The organism is Streptomyces nymphaeiformis (assembly GCF_014203895.1).
Taxonomy (GTDB): domain Bacteria; phylum Actinomycetota; class Actinomycetes; order Streptomycetales; family Streptomycetaceae; genus Streptomyces; species Streptomyces nymphaeiformis.
Genome location: NZ_JACHJY010000003.1, coordinates 525,674 through 544,302 on the forward strand (window position 1 = coordinate 525,674; position 18,629 = coordinate 544,302).

The following is an 18,629-nucleotide window of genomic DNA, read 5'->3' on the forward strand; positions in this document are numbered from 1 at the left end:
CGGTGCCGACCGTGCAGGTGATGCTCAGAGGTCCTGGATCCGGCGGAAGGGGCGGTCCGCCTCCAGGGTGAACGCCACGTCCAGGAGGGTCCGTTCGCTTCCGGGCCGGCCGGAGAACATGACGCCGATGGGCAGCCCTTCGTCCGTGGCCCGGGTGCTGGGCAGCGAGATCGACGGGGTGCCGACGACGTTGTCGACCGGGGTGAACGCGACGTACGCGAGGATCCGTTCGACGAGCTCCGGGTAGGGGACGGTCGGTGCAAGCCGGCCGATCGGCGGCGCGGGGTGGGCGAGGACGGGGGTGAGGAGGAGGTCGAGCCCTCGGAACGCCGCCGCGTACGCCACCTTGGTGCGCTTCAGCCGGCGCAGGACGCCCGGGGTGCGCCGCCAGTTCTCCACGTACGTCTCGCGCAGGCCCCGGCTGAGGCCGTCCATGCGGTGCCGGTCGAAGTCCGGGCCGAGGGTCCGGCCGGTGGCGCCGAGGAGGAAGGAGAGCATCCCCCAGTAGGTGAGGAAGTCCTCGGTGAAGCGCGGGTCGATGGTCATCTCGACCGGCTCGACGGTGTGGCCGAGGCGTTCGAGTCGCGTCGCGGTCTCCGTGACGGCCTCGCGGGTGGCGGTGTCGGAGGCGACGCCGTTCGGCGAGTCGAGGAGGAAGCCTATGCGCAGCCGCTTCCCGGACGGTCCTTCGACCAGGCCGAGGGGCGGCAGTTTCGGGTTGCGCCAGTACGTCTCGGCGGCGGCGAGGAAGGCGGCGGTGTCCCGTACGGAACGGCTGACGATGCCGTCGGCGACGAGGTCCAGGGGAAGTTGGCGGCTCTGGGCGTTCGGCACGACCCTGCCCCGGGTCGGCTTGAGGCCGACGAGCCCGCAGCAGGCCGCGGGGATCCGGATGGAGCCGCCGCCGTCGTTGGCGTGGGCGATGGGCACGGCTCCGGCGGCGACGAGCGCCGCGCTGCCGCCCGAGGAACCGCCCGCGGAGTGGCCGGTGTTCCACGGGTTGCGGACGGGCTCGGCGTTCTCGTACTCCGTGGACGGGCTGAAGCCGAACTCGGGCAGGCGGGTCTTGCCGAGCACCGTGACGCCGCTGCTCAGGAACTGTCGGGCGAAGGGCGCGTGCCGTCGTGCCGGCCTCGGGGTGAAGGCCGCGCTGCCGTGGCCGGTGGGCAGGCCCTGGTGGTCGGTGTTGTCCTTGACGAAGCTCGGGACGCCCGCGAAGGCGCCGCCGGCCGCGGCGCCGGGCACGGGGATCTCGACGTGCGTCTGGACGGCGTGGAGCCGCTCCTCGACGGCCCGCACCCGCGCGGCCGCGTCCCGGGCCGCCTCGGCGGCGCCGACCTCGCCGCGCCGGATCGCCTCGGCGAGCCCGACGGCGTCGTGCTCCCCCAGGGCGTCGTCCCGGAAGGCGTGCACCCTGGTCCGTTCGTCGAAAGTCTTCACCGTTGCCTCAGCCCCCGGCCGTGTGGATGGTCGTCCACCATCATTGCCTACCGACAAGTAACAGGCGAGGGGTCCGAGGCCACCGGTGTGACTCCGGTGCGACTAGCGACCCTGGAGGGCCTTGACGTTGTCGCCGAAGGTCCAGTTCTTCGAGCCGTCCCAGTTGGCCGACCAGGTCATCAGGCCCTTGAGCGAGCCGCCGTAGTGGTTCCAGGCCTGGGCGACGGCCGTCGGCGCCATGTATCCGCCGCCGGCGCCGGGCTGGGCCGGGAGGCCGGGGACCTGCTTGTCGTACGGGACCTTGATCGTGGTGCCCTGGACGACGAGCCCGCGGTTCAGGCAGTCGGTCTGGGCGACGAACCCGGCGACCGTGCCGGCGGAGTAGGAGTCGCCGGAGCAGCCGTACATGCTGCCGTTGTAGTACTGCATGTTCAGCCACCACAGCCGCCCGTTGTCCGCGTACTTCTTGACGATCGGCAGGTACGCGCCCCAGATCGACCCGTAGGCCACGCTGCCGCCGGTGACGTACGCGGTCTCCGGCGCCATCGTCAGCCCGAACCCCGCGGGCATGCGGGCCAGCACTCCGTCGATGATGCGGACCAGGTTGGCCTGCGAGGCGGACAGGGTGCCGATGCTGCCGCTGCCGACGAGGCCGGTCTCGATGTCGATGTCGATCCCGTCGAAGTTGTACGCGGTCAGGATCGGGACGATGGTCTCGACGAACCGGTCGGCGACGGCGCGGGAGCTCAGGTCGATCCCGGCCGCGGCGCCCCCGATCGACATGAGGATCGTCGCCCCGGCCGCCTTGGCGCGGCACATCTCCGCCGGGGTGGCGACGCGGACGCCGCTGTCCATGCCGTCCTCCCAGAGCACCGTCCCGTCCGAACGGATCACGGGGAAGGCGGCGTTGACGACGTTGTAGCCGTGGGCGGCGAAACGGGGGTCGTCGATGGGCGCCCAGCCGAACGGCGGGTGGACGCCGTTGGCCGAGCCGTCCCAGTTCTCCCAGTACCCCTGGAGCACCTTCCCGGCGGGCTTCGGCTTGAGGGCGCAGGTGTCCGCGGCGGCGGACGACGGGGACGGGGCGGCGGACTTCGCGCCTTCGGCGGCGGCGGGGCCGGCGAGGACGGCGGCGGCGAGCAGGGTGACGAGCCCCGCTCCGAGGACACGGGTGATCCGAGGGCCTGGCATGCGTGTGCTCCTGGGGACGTGGGGGATCCTGGGCATGGCGCGCGCTCCAGGAGACCGTAGGTTGGTCCAGACCTTTCGTCAACCACCCTCACGCACAGGGGAGTTGGCCAGTTTCAGAGCAGGGCCGGGGCGAGCTCGCGCCACTCCCGGTCCGGCAGCGCGAGCGGATCGGCGGTCAGCACCTGGAGGCAGACGTGGTCGGCGCCCGCGTCCAGGTGCTGCACGACGCGCCGACGGATCGCGTCCACGTCCCCGTACGCGACGATCGCGTCGACCAGGCGGCGGCTCGGTCCGCCCACGAGGTCCTCGTCGCCGAAGCCGAGCCTGCGCATGCTCGCCACCTGGTGCGCCGCGGCGGCGACGTATCCGGCGACGTGCGCGGTGGCCACCTCCCGGGCCCTGCCGAGGTCGGCGTCCAGGACGACGGCCTGCTCCACCCCGAGGAACGCGTGCGGCCCGAGGATCCGTCGCGCCCGCTCGGTGTGCTCGACGGGGACGAAGTAGGGGTGCGCGCCCCAGGTGCGCTCGGCGGCCAGCTCCAGCATCTTCGGGCCGAGCGCGGCCAGGACGCGGCGCGGCGCCGGGTCCGGCGCGGGCCCGTGGGCGGGCGCCGCGTCCATCGCGTCCAGGTAGGCGCGCATCGTGTGCAGCGCCCTGCCCCGGGTCGGCACCGGGTAGCCGTCCACCTCGTGGACGGTGTCGTCGACCCGGTGGCCGCCCAGGCCCAGGACGTACCGCCCGGGGAAGGCCTCGCCGAGCGTGCGGGCGGCGCCGGCGGTGGCGATCGGTTCGCGGAAGGCGATGTTGGCGATGCCGGACGCGACGGTGATCCGACGGGTCGCCGAGAGCAGCAGCCAGGCCTGGCCGAAGGTGTCGCGACCGTAGGCCTCCCCGAACCAGATGGACCCGTATCCCAACTCCTCCAGTTCCGCGGCCGATTCCCGCACGCGCCCGGCGGGCTGCCCTTCGTAGGCGAAGGTCCAGATCCCGACCCGGCCGAGCCCGGTCCGTGCTTCGACAGTCATCCGTACTCCTCGGGCAGCACAACGGAAAGACGAAACGGAGAGGCTCTCCGCTTCGACGCCCGCTACGATACGGAGAGGTTCTCCGCTTGGCCACCCCGGAGATCACGGAGGACAGGACGATGACCGACACCCCAGCCCCCGCCGGGCACGCCCGGCGCACCGACGCGCGCGCCAACCGGGAGCGCCTGCTGGCGGCGGCGGCCGAGGTGTTCGCCGAGGCCGGCCCCGGCGCCTCCCTCAACGAGATCGCCCGCCGGGCCGGGGTCGGACCCGGGACCCTCTACCGCCACTTCCCGAACCGCCCGGCCCTGCTGACCGCACTGCTCAGGGACCGCATCGAGACGCTGTGCGCGCGGGCGGAGGCGCTGCGCGCCGCGGACTCCCCCGACGACGCCCTCGCCGAGTGGCTGGGCGCCTTCCTCACCCATGCCCGGGTCAACCAGGGCATGGGCGGCGCACTCCTCGTCGAGGAGGCCGCGGGGTCCGGCCTCGACTGCCACCGGCTGATCCTGGACGCGGCGACCGGCCTGCTCGCCCGGGCCCAGCGGCACGGGTCGGCGCGCGCCGACCTCACCGCCGAGGACCTGCTCCAGCTGGTCGTCGGGATCGCCCTGTCCACGGCCCGCGACGAGCACTCCGGACAGCCCGACCGGCTGCTCGCCCTGGTCGTCGACGCCGTGCACGCCGGTCGGGGCCACCGCGGGTGACGACGTGCGGGTGCCGGTCGGCCACGGGAGGATGGGGAGGGAGGAGAGGTGCCGCCATGAGCGAGTTCGACATCTGGAACTACCGACCGAGCACCGGCTACCGGCAGGGCGCCGATCTCGTCGGCTACAAGGTCGAGGCCACCGACGGCACCATCGGGAAGATCGACAGACACTCCGAGGACGTCGACTCGTCCCACCTCGTCGTCGACGTCGGAACCTGGATCTTCGGCAGGCGGGTGCTGCTCCCCGCCGGGACGATCGAACTGATCGACACCGCCGAGGAGAAGGTGTACGTCGACCGCACGAAGGACCAGATCAGGGGCGCCCCCGACTTCGACGAGGCGAAGTACGGAGAGCCCGGCTATCTGGAGCAGTTCGCCCGGTACTACGGCCAGCCCCACATGTGAGCGTCACGCGCGGGCGCCCTCCGTCCGGCGGTCGCGCCAGGCCGGGGCGAGGGCCGTGAGCATCAGGACGGCCGTGAGGGCGAAGGCCCAGGGGTAGCCGGTCCGGCCGGCGAGGATCCCGAAGCCGACGGCCCCGACGCCCATGCCCGCGTCGAAGGCGAAGTTCCACAGGGCGCTGACCGTGCCGTAACCGGAGGCGGGGACGCGCGCGTACATCAGCGTCAGGGTGGCGTTCTGGGTGATGCCGAAGCCCACTCCGAACAGGGCCGTGCCGAGGACGACGGCGACCGGGCTGTGGGTCAGGGCGGTGAGCAGCATTCCGCCGGCCGCGACGGCGAGGCCGGGCAGGAGGAGCGCGGCCGGTCCGTGCCGGTCGCCGTGCCGACCGGCGACCCAGCGGGCCGCGGTCGCCGCGGCCGTCTGGGCGAACAGGGCCGTGGCGACGACGCCCGCGGAGGCCGACGGCACGGCGAGCGGGAGGAAGGTGACGAGGATTCCGGCGGCGAGCGCGGTGGCCGCGAAGACGAGAGCGGGCCGCGCGAGGGCGGGCGTGCGGAATCCCGCCGTCACCCCGATCGGCCGCTCCGGGTCCGCCTCGCGGTCCGGCCGGCCGGCCTCGCGGTCCGGCGAGTCCGGATCGCGGCCCCGCAGACCCGCATCGCGGCCTGGCGACCCGGCTTCGCGATCCGGCGACCCGGCCTCGCGGTCCGGCAGGCCCGGTACCGAGACGATGGCGGCCAGCGCGGCCACGGCTCCGGCGGCGAACACCGGCCCGTACCCCACGTGGTCCACCAGCCACACCCCCAGCGGCAGCGCCACCAGCGACGGTATCCCCGTCACGATGCCGACGAGCGCGAGGCCCTCGCCGCGGCGTTCCGCCGGGATGAGCGAGGCCGTCAGGGCGCCGCCCGCGACGACCGTGAACGCGAAGCCCAGGCCGCGCAGCACACAGACCGCCGCGATCCAGACCGCGTTCCCGGATGCGGCGAGCGCGAACGCGGGCGCGCCGAGGAGGAACAGCCCCGCCACCAGCGTCAGGCGGTAGCCGAACCGGGCGACGAGCCGGGGCGTCGCGAGCTCGCCGCCGACCGTGGCCAGCATCAGGGTGCCCGTGGTGAGGCCGGCGGCGTCACCGTGGCCGCCTCCGCCCACCTCGGCGTAGAGGGGGACGACCGACAGGAGCAGATAGAAGCTCGTCGAGGCGCCGACGATCGAGACGAAGCGCAGCAGCAGGTGCCGCGTCACCAGGGGCGGCCGTGAACCGGCGCCCTCCGCTTGGGAGTTGAGCATCTTGGTCACACGGGCGACGCTAGGGGGCCGGGCGGTCGCCGGTAAGATCCGATTCCATGCCTCTGGAGTGGTCCGGTCTGTCGCCCGAACTGCTCCTCGCCGTCGACCGGGACAGCGGCGAGACGCTGCGGTCCCAGGTGGAACTGGGACTGCGGGACGCGATCCGGACCGGGCGGCTGCGGGTGGGCGAACGGCTGCCGTCCTCCCGCGAGTTCGCCCGGATGCTCGGGGTCTCGCGCGGGCTCGTGCAGGAGTGCTACGCCCAACTCCAGTCCGAGGGATACCTCGTGACACGCGCCGGTCGCGACCCGGGTCGCGACCGGCGCGGCGCCGGCACCGGCGGCCGCCGCACCGCTCCGGGAGTCGCCGCGCCTGCTCGCCGACTTCGCCTGGGGCGTCCCGGACCTGAGCGGATTCCCCCTCGCCGACTGGCTGTGGGCCACCCGCGAGGCGGCCCGCGCCATGCCGTCGTCGGCGCTCGGGTACGGGGATCCGCGCGGCCGTGCGGAGCTCCGCGAGGTCCTCGCCGGTTACCTGCGGCGCGTGCGCGCCGCCGCTGCCGATCCGGAGCGGACCGTCGTCTGCTCCGGCTACGCGCAGGGCCTCGGCCTGGCCCTGCGCGCCCTGGCGGGGACGGGTGTCCGCACGGTGGCGTACGAGGATCCGGGCTCACCGGCCACGGTGTCCTCGGCCGCGTCCCGGGCGGGCATGTCGGCGGTTCCCGTACGGGTCGACGAGCACGGCATCGACGTGCGGGCCCTGGCCGCGACCGGCGCCCGCGCCGTCGTCGTGACGCCCGCGCACCAGTGGCCCACCGGCGTCTCCCTGGCACCCGAGCGGCGGTTGGCGCTGATCGAGTGGGCCCGCGCCCGGGACGCGGTGATCGTCGAGGACGACTACGACGCCGAGTTCCGCTACGACCGGGTGCCGGTGGGCGCCCTGCAGGGCCTCGCCGCCGACCGCGTGATCTCCCTGGGCACCGTGAGCAAGTCCCTCGCGCCGGCGCTGCGCATCGGCTGGATGCTCTGTCCGGCCGCGCTCACCGGGGCGGTCGTCGAACAGAAGCGGCTGAGCGACCGCGGATCACCCGCACTCGACCAGCTCGCCCTCGCCACGCTGATCGAGTCCGGTCGCTTCGACCGGCACCTGCGGCGGATGCGGACGACCTACTCGGCGCGGCGCTCCGCGCTGGTGGCCGCGCTCGCCGAGCACGCTCCCGAGGCCGGGGTGACCGGTCTCGCGGCGGGCTTCCACGCGGTCGCGCACCTGGCCGGTCCGACCGACGAACGGGCCCTGGTCGCCGCGGCCCGCGCCCGGTCCGTCGGCCTCTACGGCATGAGCGCCTGTCGCACCGCACCCGAGCCCGAGCCGGTGCGGCTGGTCCTGGGCTTCGGGAACGTCGGCGAGCGGGCGATCTCCGAGGGCATCGCGGCGGTCGGCGACCTCCTCAGGGGGCGCTAGCCGGGGCCCGGGACCGGCCCTGGAACGGCCGCGGACCGGGGTCCCGACCTGCTGCGGACCGGGTCCGGACCGGGTCCGGACCTGCCCCCGAGCAGGTCCCGAAAAAAACTTCCCGGAACCGCGAATCCTCTCGGCACCTCCCCGTCTCTTATGTGTGTACCGGCCGAACGGGCCGGAGGAACACGGAGGGAACAGGAACTATGTGGACTGCCATCATCGTGGTCGGCGTCGTGCTCGTGGGTATGTGCAGCTGGCACCTGATGCGCCGCTTCAACAAGAGCCGCACCTGACCAGCGCCTGCGCGCGGGGCGCCTTCCGGTATGAGTAGCACATGAACCAACGCTTCCCCTGGCCCGACGAGCGGCTGATCAAGGCCGCTCAGGACGGCGACGTCACGTCGCTCACCACCGTCGTCATGGAATCGCAGCCGCATGTGCGCAAGTTCGCCATATCGCTGTGCGCCTCCCCGCAGGACGCGGAGGACGCCGCACAGGAGGCGCTGATCATCCTGTACCGGAAGATCGGCACCTTGCGGGCCACCGGCGCGCTTGCCTCATGGATGTTCCGGATCGTGCGCAACGAGTGCCTCCGGCAGGTGCGGCTGCTCATCGCCATGCGCGACGAGGGGTCGGCCGAGCCGGAGGCGTGTGCGGAACCTTCCGCCGAGGAGGCCGTGCTGTACCGGCTGGAGGTGGAGCGGATCGCGGCCGCGGTCAGCGCCCTTCCCCGCGAGCAGCGGCAGGTCCTGATCATGCGGGACGTGCAGGGCCTGCCGGGCAGGACCGTCGCCCAGACGCTCGGCCTGAGCACCGCCGCGATGAAGTCACGGCTGCACAGAGCACGCGCGTCACTGCGTCATGCGCTGGAAGCGACCGACCAGGCATCAGATCAAGCCATCGACCAGCCAGTCGAAGGAGACTCACCATGAAAACCGTGAACATCGTGAAGCCCCCTCAGGGCGCGAAGTCCCCGGTCATCGCACCGACGGAGGTCAAGACCCCGCCCGCGGCGCCGAACTTCGCCAGCAAGTCCGTCCCGCGCCACCTGGCGCGCGGCGTCATCGGCTTCGGGCTGATCATCGGCTCGATCGCGCTGGTGCCCGCCTACGGCCCGATCACCCTGCTCGCGGCCCCGCTGGCCCTGATCGCCTTCCGCGGCTGCCCCACCTGCTGGATGGTCGGCCTCGTGCAGACCATCTCCCGGGGCCGTCTGGAGCGCCAGTGCGTGGACGGCGTCTGCACGCTCACCAAGGCCGACCCGGCGGCGAAGGGCGAGTAGTCCCCGCCGCTCCCGGCTTCCGCCCGGCCTGACGCCACCCTCCTGTCGGGGGTGGTGTCACCGGGCCGGAAGTCTTCGGCCGTCCTGCGACATGGCGTGAAACAGATCCCCCGCTGTAGCACACGCAAGTGTCGTCCAGATTATCCGTCACATTCGTTTTCCCTGCCAACTCGCCACTCTGGCCATTGGTTTACGGAGCGCCGCCTCGGTGCTAGGGTCCGAATCGAGATTGAGACGGGCAGGGCTGCTGAGTCGGCGACGCCGTTGATCGTGCTTCTACGGGGGGAGCAGAACACCATGATCCGCCATGCCCAGATTGAGGCGGCAACACCACAGATCGACACGGAACGTCCATCGGGCGACGCAGTGCCCCATGTGATGGATGACCGGACCGTCGCCGTCGTCGGCGTTTCCTGTCGTTTTCCCGGCGGGTCGAACCCCACCGAATTCTGGAATCTCCTCAGGAATGGCCGCGACGCCATAGCGGAGCCGCCCGCGGATCGCGCACACCTCGGCGTCCGGGACGACGGTTCGCCGCGCCCCGGTGGTTTTCTGCCCCGTGTCGACGCCTTCGATGCCGAGTTCTTCGGTATTTCTCCGCGCGAGGCCGCGGCGATGGATCCGCAGCAGCGGCTCGTCCTCGAGCTCGCCTGGGAGGCCCTCGAGGACGCCGGCATCGTCCCGGCCGCGCTCGCGGGCTCCGCCACCGGCGTCTTCGTCGGCGCGATCACCGACGACTACACGACCCTCACCCACGCGGCCGGCCCCGAGGCCACCTCCGCGCACACGGTGACCGGCCTGCACCGCGGCATCATCGCCAACCGCGTCTCGTACGCCCTCGGGCTCCAGGGACCGAGCATGGTGATCGACAGCGCGCAGTCGTCCTCGCTGGTCGCGGTGCATCTGGCCTGCGAGAGCCTGCGGCGCGGCGAGTCCGTGACGGCGCTGGCCGGCGGCGTCAACCTCAACCTCGCGCCGGAGAGCACCCAGGCCCTCGCGGCCTTCGGCAGCCTCTCGCCCGACGGTCGATGTCATAGCCTCGACGCACGGGCGAACGGCTACGTCCGCGGTGAGGGCGGCGGCGTGGTGGCGCTCAAACTCCTCAGCCGGGCCCTCGCCGACGGGGACCGCATCCACTGTCTGCTGCACGGCGGAGCCGTGGGCAGCGACGGCGCGAGCGCCACCCTCCCCACTCCCGACAAAAACGCCCAGGAACGCGTCATACGCGAGGCCTGGAAGAATTCTGGTATACCGCTGGAACAAGCGCAGTACGTCGAAATTCACGGGTCGGGCACCCGGGTCGGCGATCCCATCGAAGCCTCTGCTCTGGGCGCCGTATTCTCCTCCTCCCGCACGCCGGATAATCCGCTCCGGCTCGGGTCCGTCAAGACGAACATCGGCCACCTCGAAGGCGCCGCTGGTATAGCGGGTCTCGTCAAGACGGTTCTCTGCCTCAAGGAACGGGAACTCGTTCCAACGCTCAACTATCAGACCCCCAATCCGGAGATCCCGTTCGAGGAACTGCGGATCGCCGCCTCCACCGAAACCGGTCCGTGGCCGAATCCCGACGTTCCGCTCGTCGCGGGTGTCACTTCGGTGGGAATGGGCGGTACAAACTGCCATCTGGTCCTCGGAGAATGGCGGGGAGAGGCCTCCCCGGCCGTCGAGAACAAGCCGGAGACAAAGCCGGAGACAAAGGCGTCGGTCGCCTCCGGAGCCGTCGCGTGGGTGCTTTCCGGACGCGGCGACAAGGCGCTCCGCGCCCAGGCCGCCCGACTCCGCACGCACCTCGCCGAACGGCCGGAATTCGACGTGGCCGAGGTCGCCCGGTCCCTCGCCCACGACCGCACGGCCTTCACCCACCGCGCCGTGCTGACCGGCACGGGACGCGACGACCTGCTGTCCGCCCTGGACGCGGTCGCCGACGCCCGGGTCACCCCGTCCGCGGTCGAGGGCAGCGGCCACGGGGCCGTCCGCGAGGCCGTGTTCGTCTTCCCCGGCCAGGGTTCGCAGTGGGTCGGCATGGCCGCCGAACTCCTCGACAGCTCCCCCGTGTTCGCCGAGGTCGTGGCGGACTGCGAGCGCGCACTGCGCCCGTACCGCGACTGGTCGCTGACCGACGTCCTGCGCGGCCGCGACGGCGCGCCCGACCTCGACCGCGACGACGTCGTGCAGCCCGCCCTGTGGGCCGTGATGGTCGGCCTCGCCGCGCTGTGGCGGGCGGCGGGCGTCGAACCGGCCGCGGTCGTCGGCCACTCGCAGGGCGAGATCGCCGCCGCCACCGTCAGCGGCGCCCTCACCGTGGACGACGCGGCCCGCCTGATCGCCGTCCGCAGCACCGCCCTCGGCGCGCTCGCCGGACGCGGCGGCGGCATGCTCACCGTGTCGCTGCCCGCCGACCGGGTCCGCGAGGACCTGGCCGGATTCCCGGGCCTGAGCGTGGCCGCCGTGAACTCGCCCGGCATGACCGTGGTGGCCGGTGACGGCGACGCCCTGGACCAGCTGGCCGCGCGGTACGGCGAGGACGTCCGTACCCGCCGCATCCCCGTCGCGTACGCCTCGCACAGCCCGCACGTGGACGCCGTGCGCGAGACGCTGCCCGCCGAGCTCGCCGGGATCGCGTCGCGCGCCGGGAGCGTGCCGCTGCACTCCACCGTCACCGGCACGGCCCTCGACGGCTCCGAACTGGACGTCGACTACTGGTACCGCAACCTGCGGGAGCCCGTGGGCTTCGAGCCCGCCGTGCGCGCGCTCCTCGACGCGGGACACGAGCTGTTCGTCGAGATGAGCCCGCACCCCGTCCTGGCGCTCGCCGTCCAGCAGACGGCGGAGGCCGTCGATCTGCCGGTCGCCGCGCTCGGCACCCTGCGCCGCGGCGAGGGCGGACCGCAGCGGCTGCTGCTCGCGTTCGGCGAGGCGTTCTGCCACGGCGCGGAGGTGGACTGGTCCGCCGTCCTGCCCGCCGGCACCACCCGCGCCGAACTGCCGACGTACGCCTTCCAGCGCCGCCGCCACTGGATCTCCGGGCAGCCCCACGCCGCCCGGGCCCTGACGCCGGCGCCGCGGGCCGCGGTACTGCCGGAGGACGCCGACGACGCCCCCGAGACCGAGCCGAACCGCTCGCTGACCGGGCCCGCCGCCCTGGAGCTCGTGCGGGCGCACACCGCCGCCGTCCTCGGCTACGACTCCGTCGGCGAGATCGAACCCCGGCGGACGTTCAAGGAGTTGGGCATCGACTCGGCGATGGTCGTCGAGCTGCGCAACCGGCTCGTCACCGCCACCGGGCGCAAGCTCCCCACCACCGTCGTCTACGACCACCCGAGCCCGGCCGCGCTCGCCGCACGGCTCGCGGACGCGCAGCAGGAGGCCGCGGCCCCCGAAGCGCCGCGGGATCAGGACCGGGACCAGGACGACCCCGTCGTGATCGTCGGCATCGGCTGCCGTTTCCCGGGCGGGGTGGACTCCCCCGAGGCGCTGTGGCGGGTCGTCGCCGAGCAGCGCGACGTGATCTCGGGCTTCCCGGCCGACCGCGGCTGGGACCTCGACGGCCTCTACCACCCGGACCCGGCCCACGTCGGCACGACGTACGTGCGCAACGGCGGATTCCTCGAAGGCGCCGCGGAGTTCGACGCCGAGCTGTTCGGGATATCGCCGCGCGAGGCGCTGGCGATGGACCCGCAGCAGCGCGCCTACCTCGAGGTGTGCTGGGAGGCCCTGGAGCGGGCCGGAATCGCCCCGGACTCCCTGCGCGGCACGCAGACGGGCGTGTTCGCCGGTGTGATGGCCCAGGAGTACGGTCCGCGGCTCGGCGAGGCGGGCGCGGGTGCCGCCGGGTTCGGTCTGACGGGCACGACGTCGAGCGTGGCCTCGGGCCGCGTCGCGTACACCCTCGGCCTCCAGGGCCCGGCCCTGACCGTGGACACCGCGTGCTCGTCGTCGCTGGTCGCGCTGCACCTCGCGGTGCGCGCCATCCGGTCGGGCGAGTGCTCGCTCGCGCTCGCCGGCGGTGTGGCGATCATGTCGACGCCCGGCATCTTCGTCGAGTTCTCGCGTCAGCGGGGTCTCGCCACCGACGGCCGCTGCAAGAGCTTCTCGGCGGAGGCGGACGGCACGGCCTGGGCCGAGGGCGTCGGTGTCCTGGTCGTGGAGCGCCTGTCGGACGCCCGGCGGCTCGGGCACGAGGTGCTCGCCGTCGTGGCGGGCACGGCCGTGAACCAGGACGGCGCGTCCAACGGCCTCACCGCGCCCAGCGGCCCGGCCCAGGAGCGGGTCATCCGCGCCGCCGTCCAGGACGCCGGCGTGCCCCTGTCCGGAGTCGACGCGGTCGAGGCGCACGGTACGGGCACGGTCCTCGGCGACCCGATCGAGGCGCAGGCCCTCCTCGCCACGTACGGCAGCGAGCGCGACGGCCGGCCCCTCATGCTCGGCTCCCTCAAGTCCAACCTGGGCCACGCCCAGGCGGCCGCCGGCGTCGGCGGCATCATCAAGATGGTCATGGCCCTGCGCCACGGCGAACTCCCCGCCTCCCTCAACATCGGCACGCCCAGCAAGCTCGTCGACTGGGACAACGGCGGCGTCGAACTCCTCACCGAGCCCCGCCCCTGGCCCGCCACCGACGGCAGGACCCGCCGCGCCGGCGTCTCCTCCTTCGGCATCAGCGGCACCAACGCCCACGTCGTCCTCGCGGAGGCCCCCGTCGAGGCCCCCGCGTCCGAGACTCCCGAGGCCGGGACCTCCGTGTCCGGGACCGTCATCGAGGGCGGCGGCACCGAACCGCTGTGGGTGCTGTCCGGACGCACCGAGCCGGCGCTGCGCGCCCAGGCCACCGCGCTGGTCGACGCCCTCGACGGCCACGGCCACAGCCTCGGCCTCGGCGAGCTGTCGGACCGTGACCTCGGCCGCGCCCTGGCCACCACCCGTACCGCCCTCGGCCACCGCGCGGTCGTCGCCGCCGAGGACCGCACGGAGGCCGTCGCCGCCCTGACCGCGCTGGGTCGCGGCGAGCCGCACTCCGCGCTCACCCTCGGCACGGCGCGCACCGACGAGGGTCTGGCGTACCTCTTCACCGGGCAGGGCAGCCAGCGCGTCGGCATGGGCCGCGAGCTGTACGAGTCCGAGCCCGTCTTCGCCGCCGCCCTCGACGCCGTGTGCGCCGAACTCGACGCCTGCCGGGGCTCCGTGCCCGGCACGCCGCCGATCCGCGAGGTGATGTTCCACGACGGCGAGGCGCTGGACCGCACCGAGAACACCCAGTGCGCCCTCTTCGCCCTCCAGGTCGCGCTGTTCCGCCTCCTGGAACACCGGGGCCTGACCCCGGACGCCGTACTCGGCCACTCCATCGGCGAGTTCGCGGCCGCGCACGTCGCCGGGATCCTCACCCTGCCCGACGCCTGCGCCCTGGTCACCGCGCGCGGCCGGCTCATGCAGGCCCTGCCGTCCGGCGGCGCCATGACGGCCGTCCAGGCCTCGCAGGAGGAGGTCGCCCCGCTCCTCGTGGGCCGCGAGCACGAGGTGAGCATCGCCGCCGTCAACGGCCCGCTGGCCGTCGTCGTCTCCGGCGACGTCGAGGCCGTCGAGGAGATCGCCGCCGCGTTCGCCGCCGACGGCCGCAAGACCCGACGGCTCGTCGTCAGCCACGCCTTCCACTCCCACCGCATGGACGGGATGCTCGACGCGTTCGCCGCCGTCACCGCGACGGTCCGGTACGCGGAGCCGCGCGTCCCGATGGTGTCCACCGTCACCGGCGGGCCCGTCGAGATCACCGCCGACTACTGGGTGCGCCAGGTCCGCCGGGAAGTGCGCATGTCCGACGGTCTCGCCGCGCTCCACGAGCTCGGGATGCGGACCTTCCTCGAACTCGGCCCGGACGGCGTGCTGTCGGCCCTGGGCCAGGACTGCCTGGACGACGAGGGGCTCGCGTTCGTGCCGGTGCTGCGCCGCGGCCGGCCCGAGCGCCGCACCCTGGCGTCCGCGCTCGGCGCCCTGCACGTCCGCGGCCGGAGCCCCGAGTGGCAGGCCGTGTTCGGCCCGGGGCGGACGCCCGCCCTGCCGACGTACGCCTTCCAGCGGGAGCGGTACTGGCTGACCGCGCGCGGCACCGAGGGCGCGGCCGGTCACCCGCTGCTCGGCCCGGCCGTCGAGCTCGCCGAATCCGGGCAGACCGTCCTGACCGCCCGGCTCGGCCGCCGCACCCATCCCTGGCTCGCCGACCACGCCGTCCTCGGCTCGGTCCTGCTGCCCGGCACCGCCTTCCTCGAACTGGCCGCCCGCGCCGGTTCGCAGACGGGCACGCCCCGGGTCGCCGAGCTCACGCTCCTCGCCCCCCTGGTGATCCCCGACGAGGGCCGCACCGAGGTGCAGGTCGTCGTGGCCGCGCCCGGCGAGGACGGCCGGCGCGCGGTGACCGTGCACGCCCGCACCGAGACCCCGGACGGCGCCGTCGAGCCGTGGACGCTGCACGCCACCGGCGCGCTCGCCCCGCACGACGGTGCCGCCGCGCCCGCCGCGGCCCGGCCCGCCGGCGAGGGCGAACCGCTGCCCGTCGACGGCTGCTACGCCGAACTGGCCGCCTCGGGCTACGCCTACGGCCCGGTCTTCCAGGGCCTGCGCGCCGCCCGGCGGCACGGCACCGACCTGGTCGCCGAGGTCGCCCTGCCGGCCTCCGTCACCGACGCCGCCTCCTACGGGCTGCATCCGGCGCTGCTCGACGCGGCCCTGCACCCGATCGTCATCACGGAGCTCGACGACGGCGGCCGCCGTCTGCTGCCCTTCTCCTGGCGCGGCGTGACCGTCCACCAGCCCGGCGCCCGCTCCGCCCGCGTACTGATCCGGGCCACCGGACCGGACGCGGTGTCGCTGACCCTCCTCGACGAGGCCCACGCGGTGGTCGCCGAGGTCGAGGAGCTCGTCCTGCGCCCGGTGAGCGACGCCGTGGCTGTGCCGCGCTCGCTCCACCGCCTGGACTGGAAGCCGGCCACGGCGGAGGCGGAGGAGTCCCCGCGCGCCGTGTCGCTCGGCTCCGCCGACCTCGGCGTCGGCCCTCACTACGCCGGCCTCACGGCCCTCGGCGAGGCCGTCGACGCGGGACTGCTCGCCCCCGCGGTGGTGTTCGCACCGCTCGCGGAGCTCGGAGAGCACGAAGGCGCCACCGCGCCCGCCGTGCACCGTGCCCTCGCCCTCCTCCAGGCCTGGCTGGCCGACGACCGGTTCGCCGACTCGCGCCTGGTGCTCGTCACCCGGGACGCCGTGGCCACGACGCCGGACGCCGACGCGGACCCGGACACCGCCGCCGTATGGGGTCTGGCACGCTCGGCGCAGACCGAGAACCCCGGGCGCGTCGGGCTCCTCGACGTGGAGACGGCGCAGGACTGCCGTACCGCACTGCCGCTGGTCGTCGCCGAGCCGCAGCTCGCCGTACGGGACGCGGCCCTGTTCGTGCCCCGGCTCGGCCCGGTGACGGCCGCCGGTGCCCTGGTTCCCCCGGCCGGCACCGCCGCCTGGCGGATGGTGGTGCGGGAGCGCGGGACCCTGGACCACCTGGCCCTCGAACCCTTCCCGGAGGCCCTGGCCCCGCTGGGCGACGGCGAGGTGCGCGTCGCGGTGCGCGCCGCGGGCGTCAACTTCCGCGACGTCCTGGGCACGCTGGGGCTCTACCCCGGCGATCCCGGTCCGCTCGGCCTCGAAGGGGCCGGTGTGGTCGCGGAGGTCGGCCCGAACGTCACGGGGCTCGCCGTCGGCGACCGCGTCATGGGCCTGTTCTCCGGGGCGTTCGGCCCTATGGCCGTCACCGACCACCGGCGGGTCGCCGTCATGCCCGCCGACTGGACCTTCGCCGAGGCGGCGTCCGCGCCGATCGTGTTCCTCACCGCGTACCACGCCCTGGTCGACCTCGCCGGTCTGACCTCGGGCGAGCGCGTCCTGATCCACGCCGCCGCGGGCGGTGTCGGCATGGCCGCCGTGCAGCTGGCCCGGCACCTCGGTGCCGAGGTGTACGGCACGGCGGGCCCCGGCAAGTGGGACGCCCTGCGCGCCCTCGGCCTGGACGGGAAGCACCTGGCGTCGTCCCGCACGCTGGACTTCGAGGCCGCGTTCGGCGCGGCCACCGAGCGCGCCGGCATGGACGTCGTCCTGAACTCCCTCGCCGGTGAGTACGTGGACGCCTCCCTGCGGCTCCTGCCGCACGGCGGTCGCTTCGTGGAGATGGGCAAGACCGATCTGCGCGACCCGGCCCTCGTCGCGGCCGAGCACCCCGGCGTCGACTACCGCTTCTTCGACCTGCTCCAGGAGCCGACCGAGCGGATCGGCGAGATGCTCACGGCGGTCATGGCCCTGCTGTCGTCGGGGGCCCTCAAGCCGCTGCCGGTGAGCACCTGGGACGTCCGCCGGGCACCGGATGCCTTCCGGTACGTCAGCCAGGCGCGCCACATCGGCAAGGTCGTCCTCACGCTTCCCGCGGCCCTCGACCCGGAGGGCACGGTCCTGGTCACCGGCGCCACCGGCGCCCTGGGCCGCCTCGTCGCGCGGCACCTGGTCACCGAGCACGGCGCCCGCCGTCTGCTCCTGGTCAGCCGCCGCGGCGCCGACGCGCCGGGTTCGGAGGAACTCGCCGCCGAACTCACCGAGTCGGGCGCCGAGGTCACGCTCGCGGCCTGTGACACCGGCGACCGCGACGCGCTCGCGAAGCTGCTCGCCGGCGTACGGCTCACGGCCGTCGTCCATGCGGCGGGAGTGCTCGACGACGGCGTGATCACGGCGCTCACCCCCGAGCGTCTCGACACCGTGCTCGCCGCCAAGGCCCTCGCGGCCCGCAACCTGCACGAGCTGACGGCCGATCAGGATCTCGCGGCCTTCGTCCTCTTCTCCTCCGTCATGGGTGTCATCGGCGGCGCCGGCCAGGGCAACTACGCCGCGGCCAACGCCTCCCTGGACGCCCTGGCCCAGCACCGCCAGGCCCAGGGGCTGCCCGCGGTCTCCCTGGCCTGGGGCATGTGGGCGGAGACCGCGGGCAGGCCGGGCGCCGCCGGAATGGCGGGCTCGCTGTCCGAAGCCGACCGGGTGCGCATCGCCCGGACCGGCCTCGCGCCGATCGACCGGGCCGAGGGTCTGGCCCTGCTCGACGCGGCACTGCGCGTGGGCTCCCCCGCGCTCGTTCCCGCTCCTCTCGACCGTGCCGCCCTCGGCGCGCTGGGTGCCCAACTGCCCACCGTGCTGCGGGACCTGGCTCCGGCCGCTCCGCGCCCGGCGGAGGTCTCGCCGGCGGCGGCGCCCCGGGCGACCGAGACCCTGCGCGACCGGCTCGCGGTGCTGAGCCCGGCCGAGCGGGAGGAACTGCTCCTCGACCTGGTCCGGGTGCAGACGGCCGCCGTGCTCGGCCGGTCCTCCGCGGCCGGCATCCCCGCCGACCGGCCCTTCAAGGACATGGGCTGCGACTCGCTCACCCTCGTGGAACTGCGCAACCGGCTGCAGACCGGCTCCGGCCTGCGGCTGCCCGCCACCTTCCTCTTCAACTGCCCGACTCCGCAGGCCGTCGTGGCCCACCTGCACACCGAACTGGCTCCGGCCGAAGAGGAAGCCGCAGGGGACTCCGCGGGCGTGACGGCCTTGCCCGGCCTGGCCGAACTCGACCGCCTGGAGGCGGTGCTCACCGGGATGCCGGACGACACCCTGGACGAGGTCCGGGCCGAGATCGTCCAGCGACTCCAGGCACTCGTGGCCCGGGTGCCCGCCCAGCGGACCCCGGCCGACACCGACGATCTGTCCGCACGCGTCGAGTCGGCCTCGGTCGACGAACTCCTCGCGTTCATCGACTCCGAACTCTGATCCCGGGTCCG

10 protein-coding genes and 1 pseudogene are annotated in these 18,629 nt (G+C 74.0%); 7 read left to right on the forward strand and 4 right to left on the reverse strand.

Annotation, left to right across the window (positions count from 1 at the left end):
* Window positions 1-24: 24 nt before the first annotated feature.
* The 3 genes from GGE06_RS12515 to GGE06_RS12525 form a co-directional block, all read right to left on the reverse strand.
* Window positions 25-1,440 carry an amidase gene (locus GGE06_RS12515; protein ID WP_184930856.1) on the reverse strand — a complete coding sequence of 472 codons (1,416 nt, stop codon included), beginning with the start codon at window positions 1,438-1,440 and terminating at the stop codon, window positions 25-27.
* A gap of 102 nt (window positions 1,441-1,542) precedes the next feature.
* Window positions 1,543-2,631 (reverse strand): chitinase, encoded by a 1,089-nt coding sequence (locus GGE06_RS12520; RefSeq protein WP_184930857.1) that lies wholly within the window; start codon window positions 2,629-2,631, stop codon window positions 1,543-1,545.
* 113 nt (window positions 2,632-2,744) lie between these two features.
* Window positions 2,745-3,656 carry a TIGR03620 family F420-dependent LLM class oxidoreductase gene (locus GGE06_RS12525; RefSeq protein ID WP_116162636.1) on the reverse strand — a complete coding sequence of 304 codons (912 nt, stop codon included), beginning with the start codon at window positions 3,654-3,656 and terminating at the stop codon, window positions 2,745-2,747.
* 119 nt (window positions 3,657-3,775) lie between these two features.
* On the opposite strand from GGE06_RS12525, the gene GGE06_RS12530 reads away from it, so the two are divergent.
* Together GGE06_RS12530 and GGE06_RS12535 are read left to right on the forward strand one after the other, a co-directional pair.
* A complete protein-coding gene (locus GGE06_RS12530) occupies window positions 3,776-4,363 on the forward strand; it encodes a TetR/AcrR family transcriptional regulator (RefSeq protein ID WP_116165680.1) in 588 nt (195 codons plus the stop codon).
* 56 nt (window positions 4,364-4,419) lie between these two features.
* Entirely contained in the window at window positions 4,420-4,770 is a 351-nt protein-coding gene (locus GGE06_RS12535; protein WP_116162634.1) for a PRC-barrel domain-containing protein, read from the forward strand.
* A 3-nt stretch (window positions 4,771-4,773) separates the two neighbouring features.
* On the opposite strand, the gene GGE06_RS12540 is transcribed toward GGE06_RS12535, so the two are convergent.
* Entirely contained in the window at window positions 4,774-6,060 is a 1,287-nt protein-coding gene (locus tag GGE06_RS12540) for an MFS transporter (protein WP_184930990.1), read from the reverse strand.
* A gap of 56 nt (window positions 6,061-6,116) precedes the next feature.
* On the opposite strand from GGE06_RS12540, the pseudogene GGE06_RS42520 reads away from it, so the two are divergent.
* The 5 genes and pseudogenes from GGE06_RS42520 to GGE06_RS12560 all read left to right on the forward strand — a co-directional run.
* A pseudogene (locus tag GGE06_RS42520) lies at window positions 6,117-6,305 on the forward strand (GntR family transcriptional regulator); the annotation flags it as partial.
* Window positions 6,306-6,492: 187 nt separating this feature from the next.
* A complete protein-coding gene (locus tag GGE06_RS12545; RefSeq protein WP_246532537.1) occupies window positions 6,493-7,521 on the forward strand; it encodes an aminotransferase-like domain-containing protein in 1,029 nt (342 codons plus the stop codon).
* A gap of 331 nt (window positions 7,522-7,852) precedes the next feature.
* Window positions 7,853-8,449, forward strand: coding sequence for an RNA polymerase sigma factor (locus GGE06_RS12550; RefSeq protein WP_116162630.1), 597 nt, complete (start codon window positions 7,853-7,855; stop codon window positions 8,447-8,449).
* Window positions 8,446-8,799, forward strand: a complete 354-nt coding sequence (locus tag GGE06_RS12555) for a hypothetical protein (protein WP_116162628.1) — start codon at window positions 8,446-8,448, stop codon at window positions 8,797-8,799. The genes GGE06_RS12550 and GGE06_RS12555 overlap by 4 nt, the downstream gene beginning before the upstream one ends.
* 378 nt (window positions 8,800-9,177) lie before the next feature.
* On the forward strand, window positions 9,178-18,618 hold the full coding sequence (locus GGE06_RS12560; protein ID WP_184930991.1) for a type I polyketide synthase: 9,441 nt from the start codon (window positions 9,178-9,180) through the stop codon (window positions 18,616-18,618).
* The last annotated feature ends 11 nt before the right edge of the window (window positions 18,619-18,629 follow it).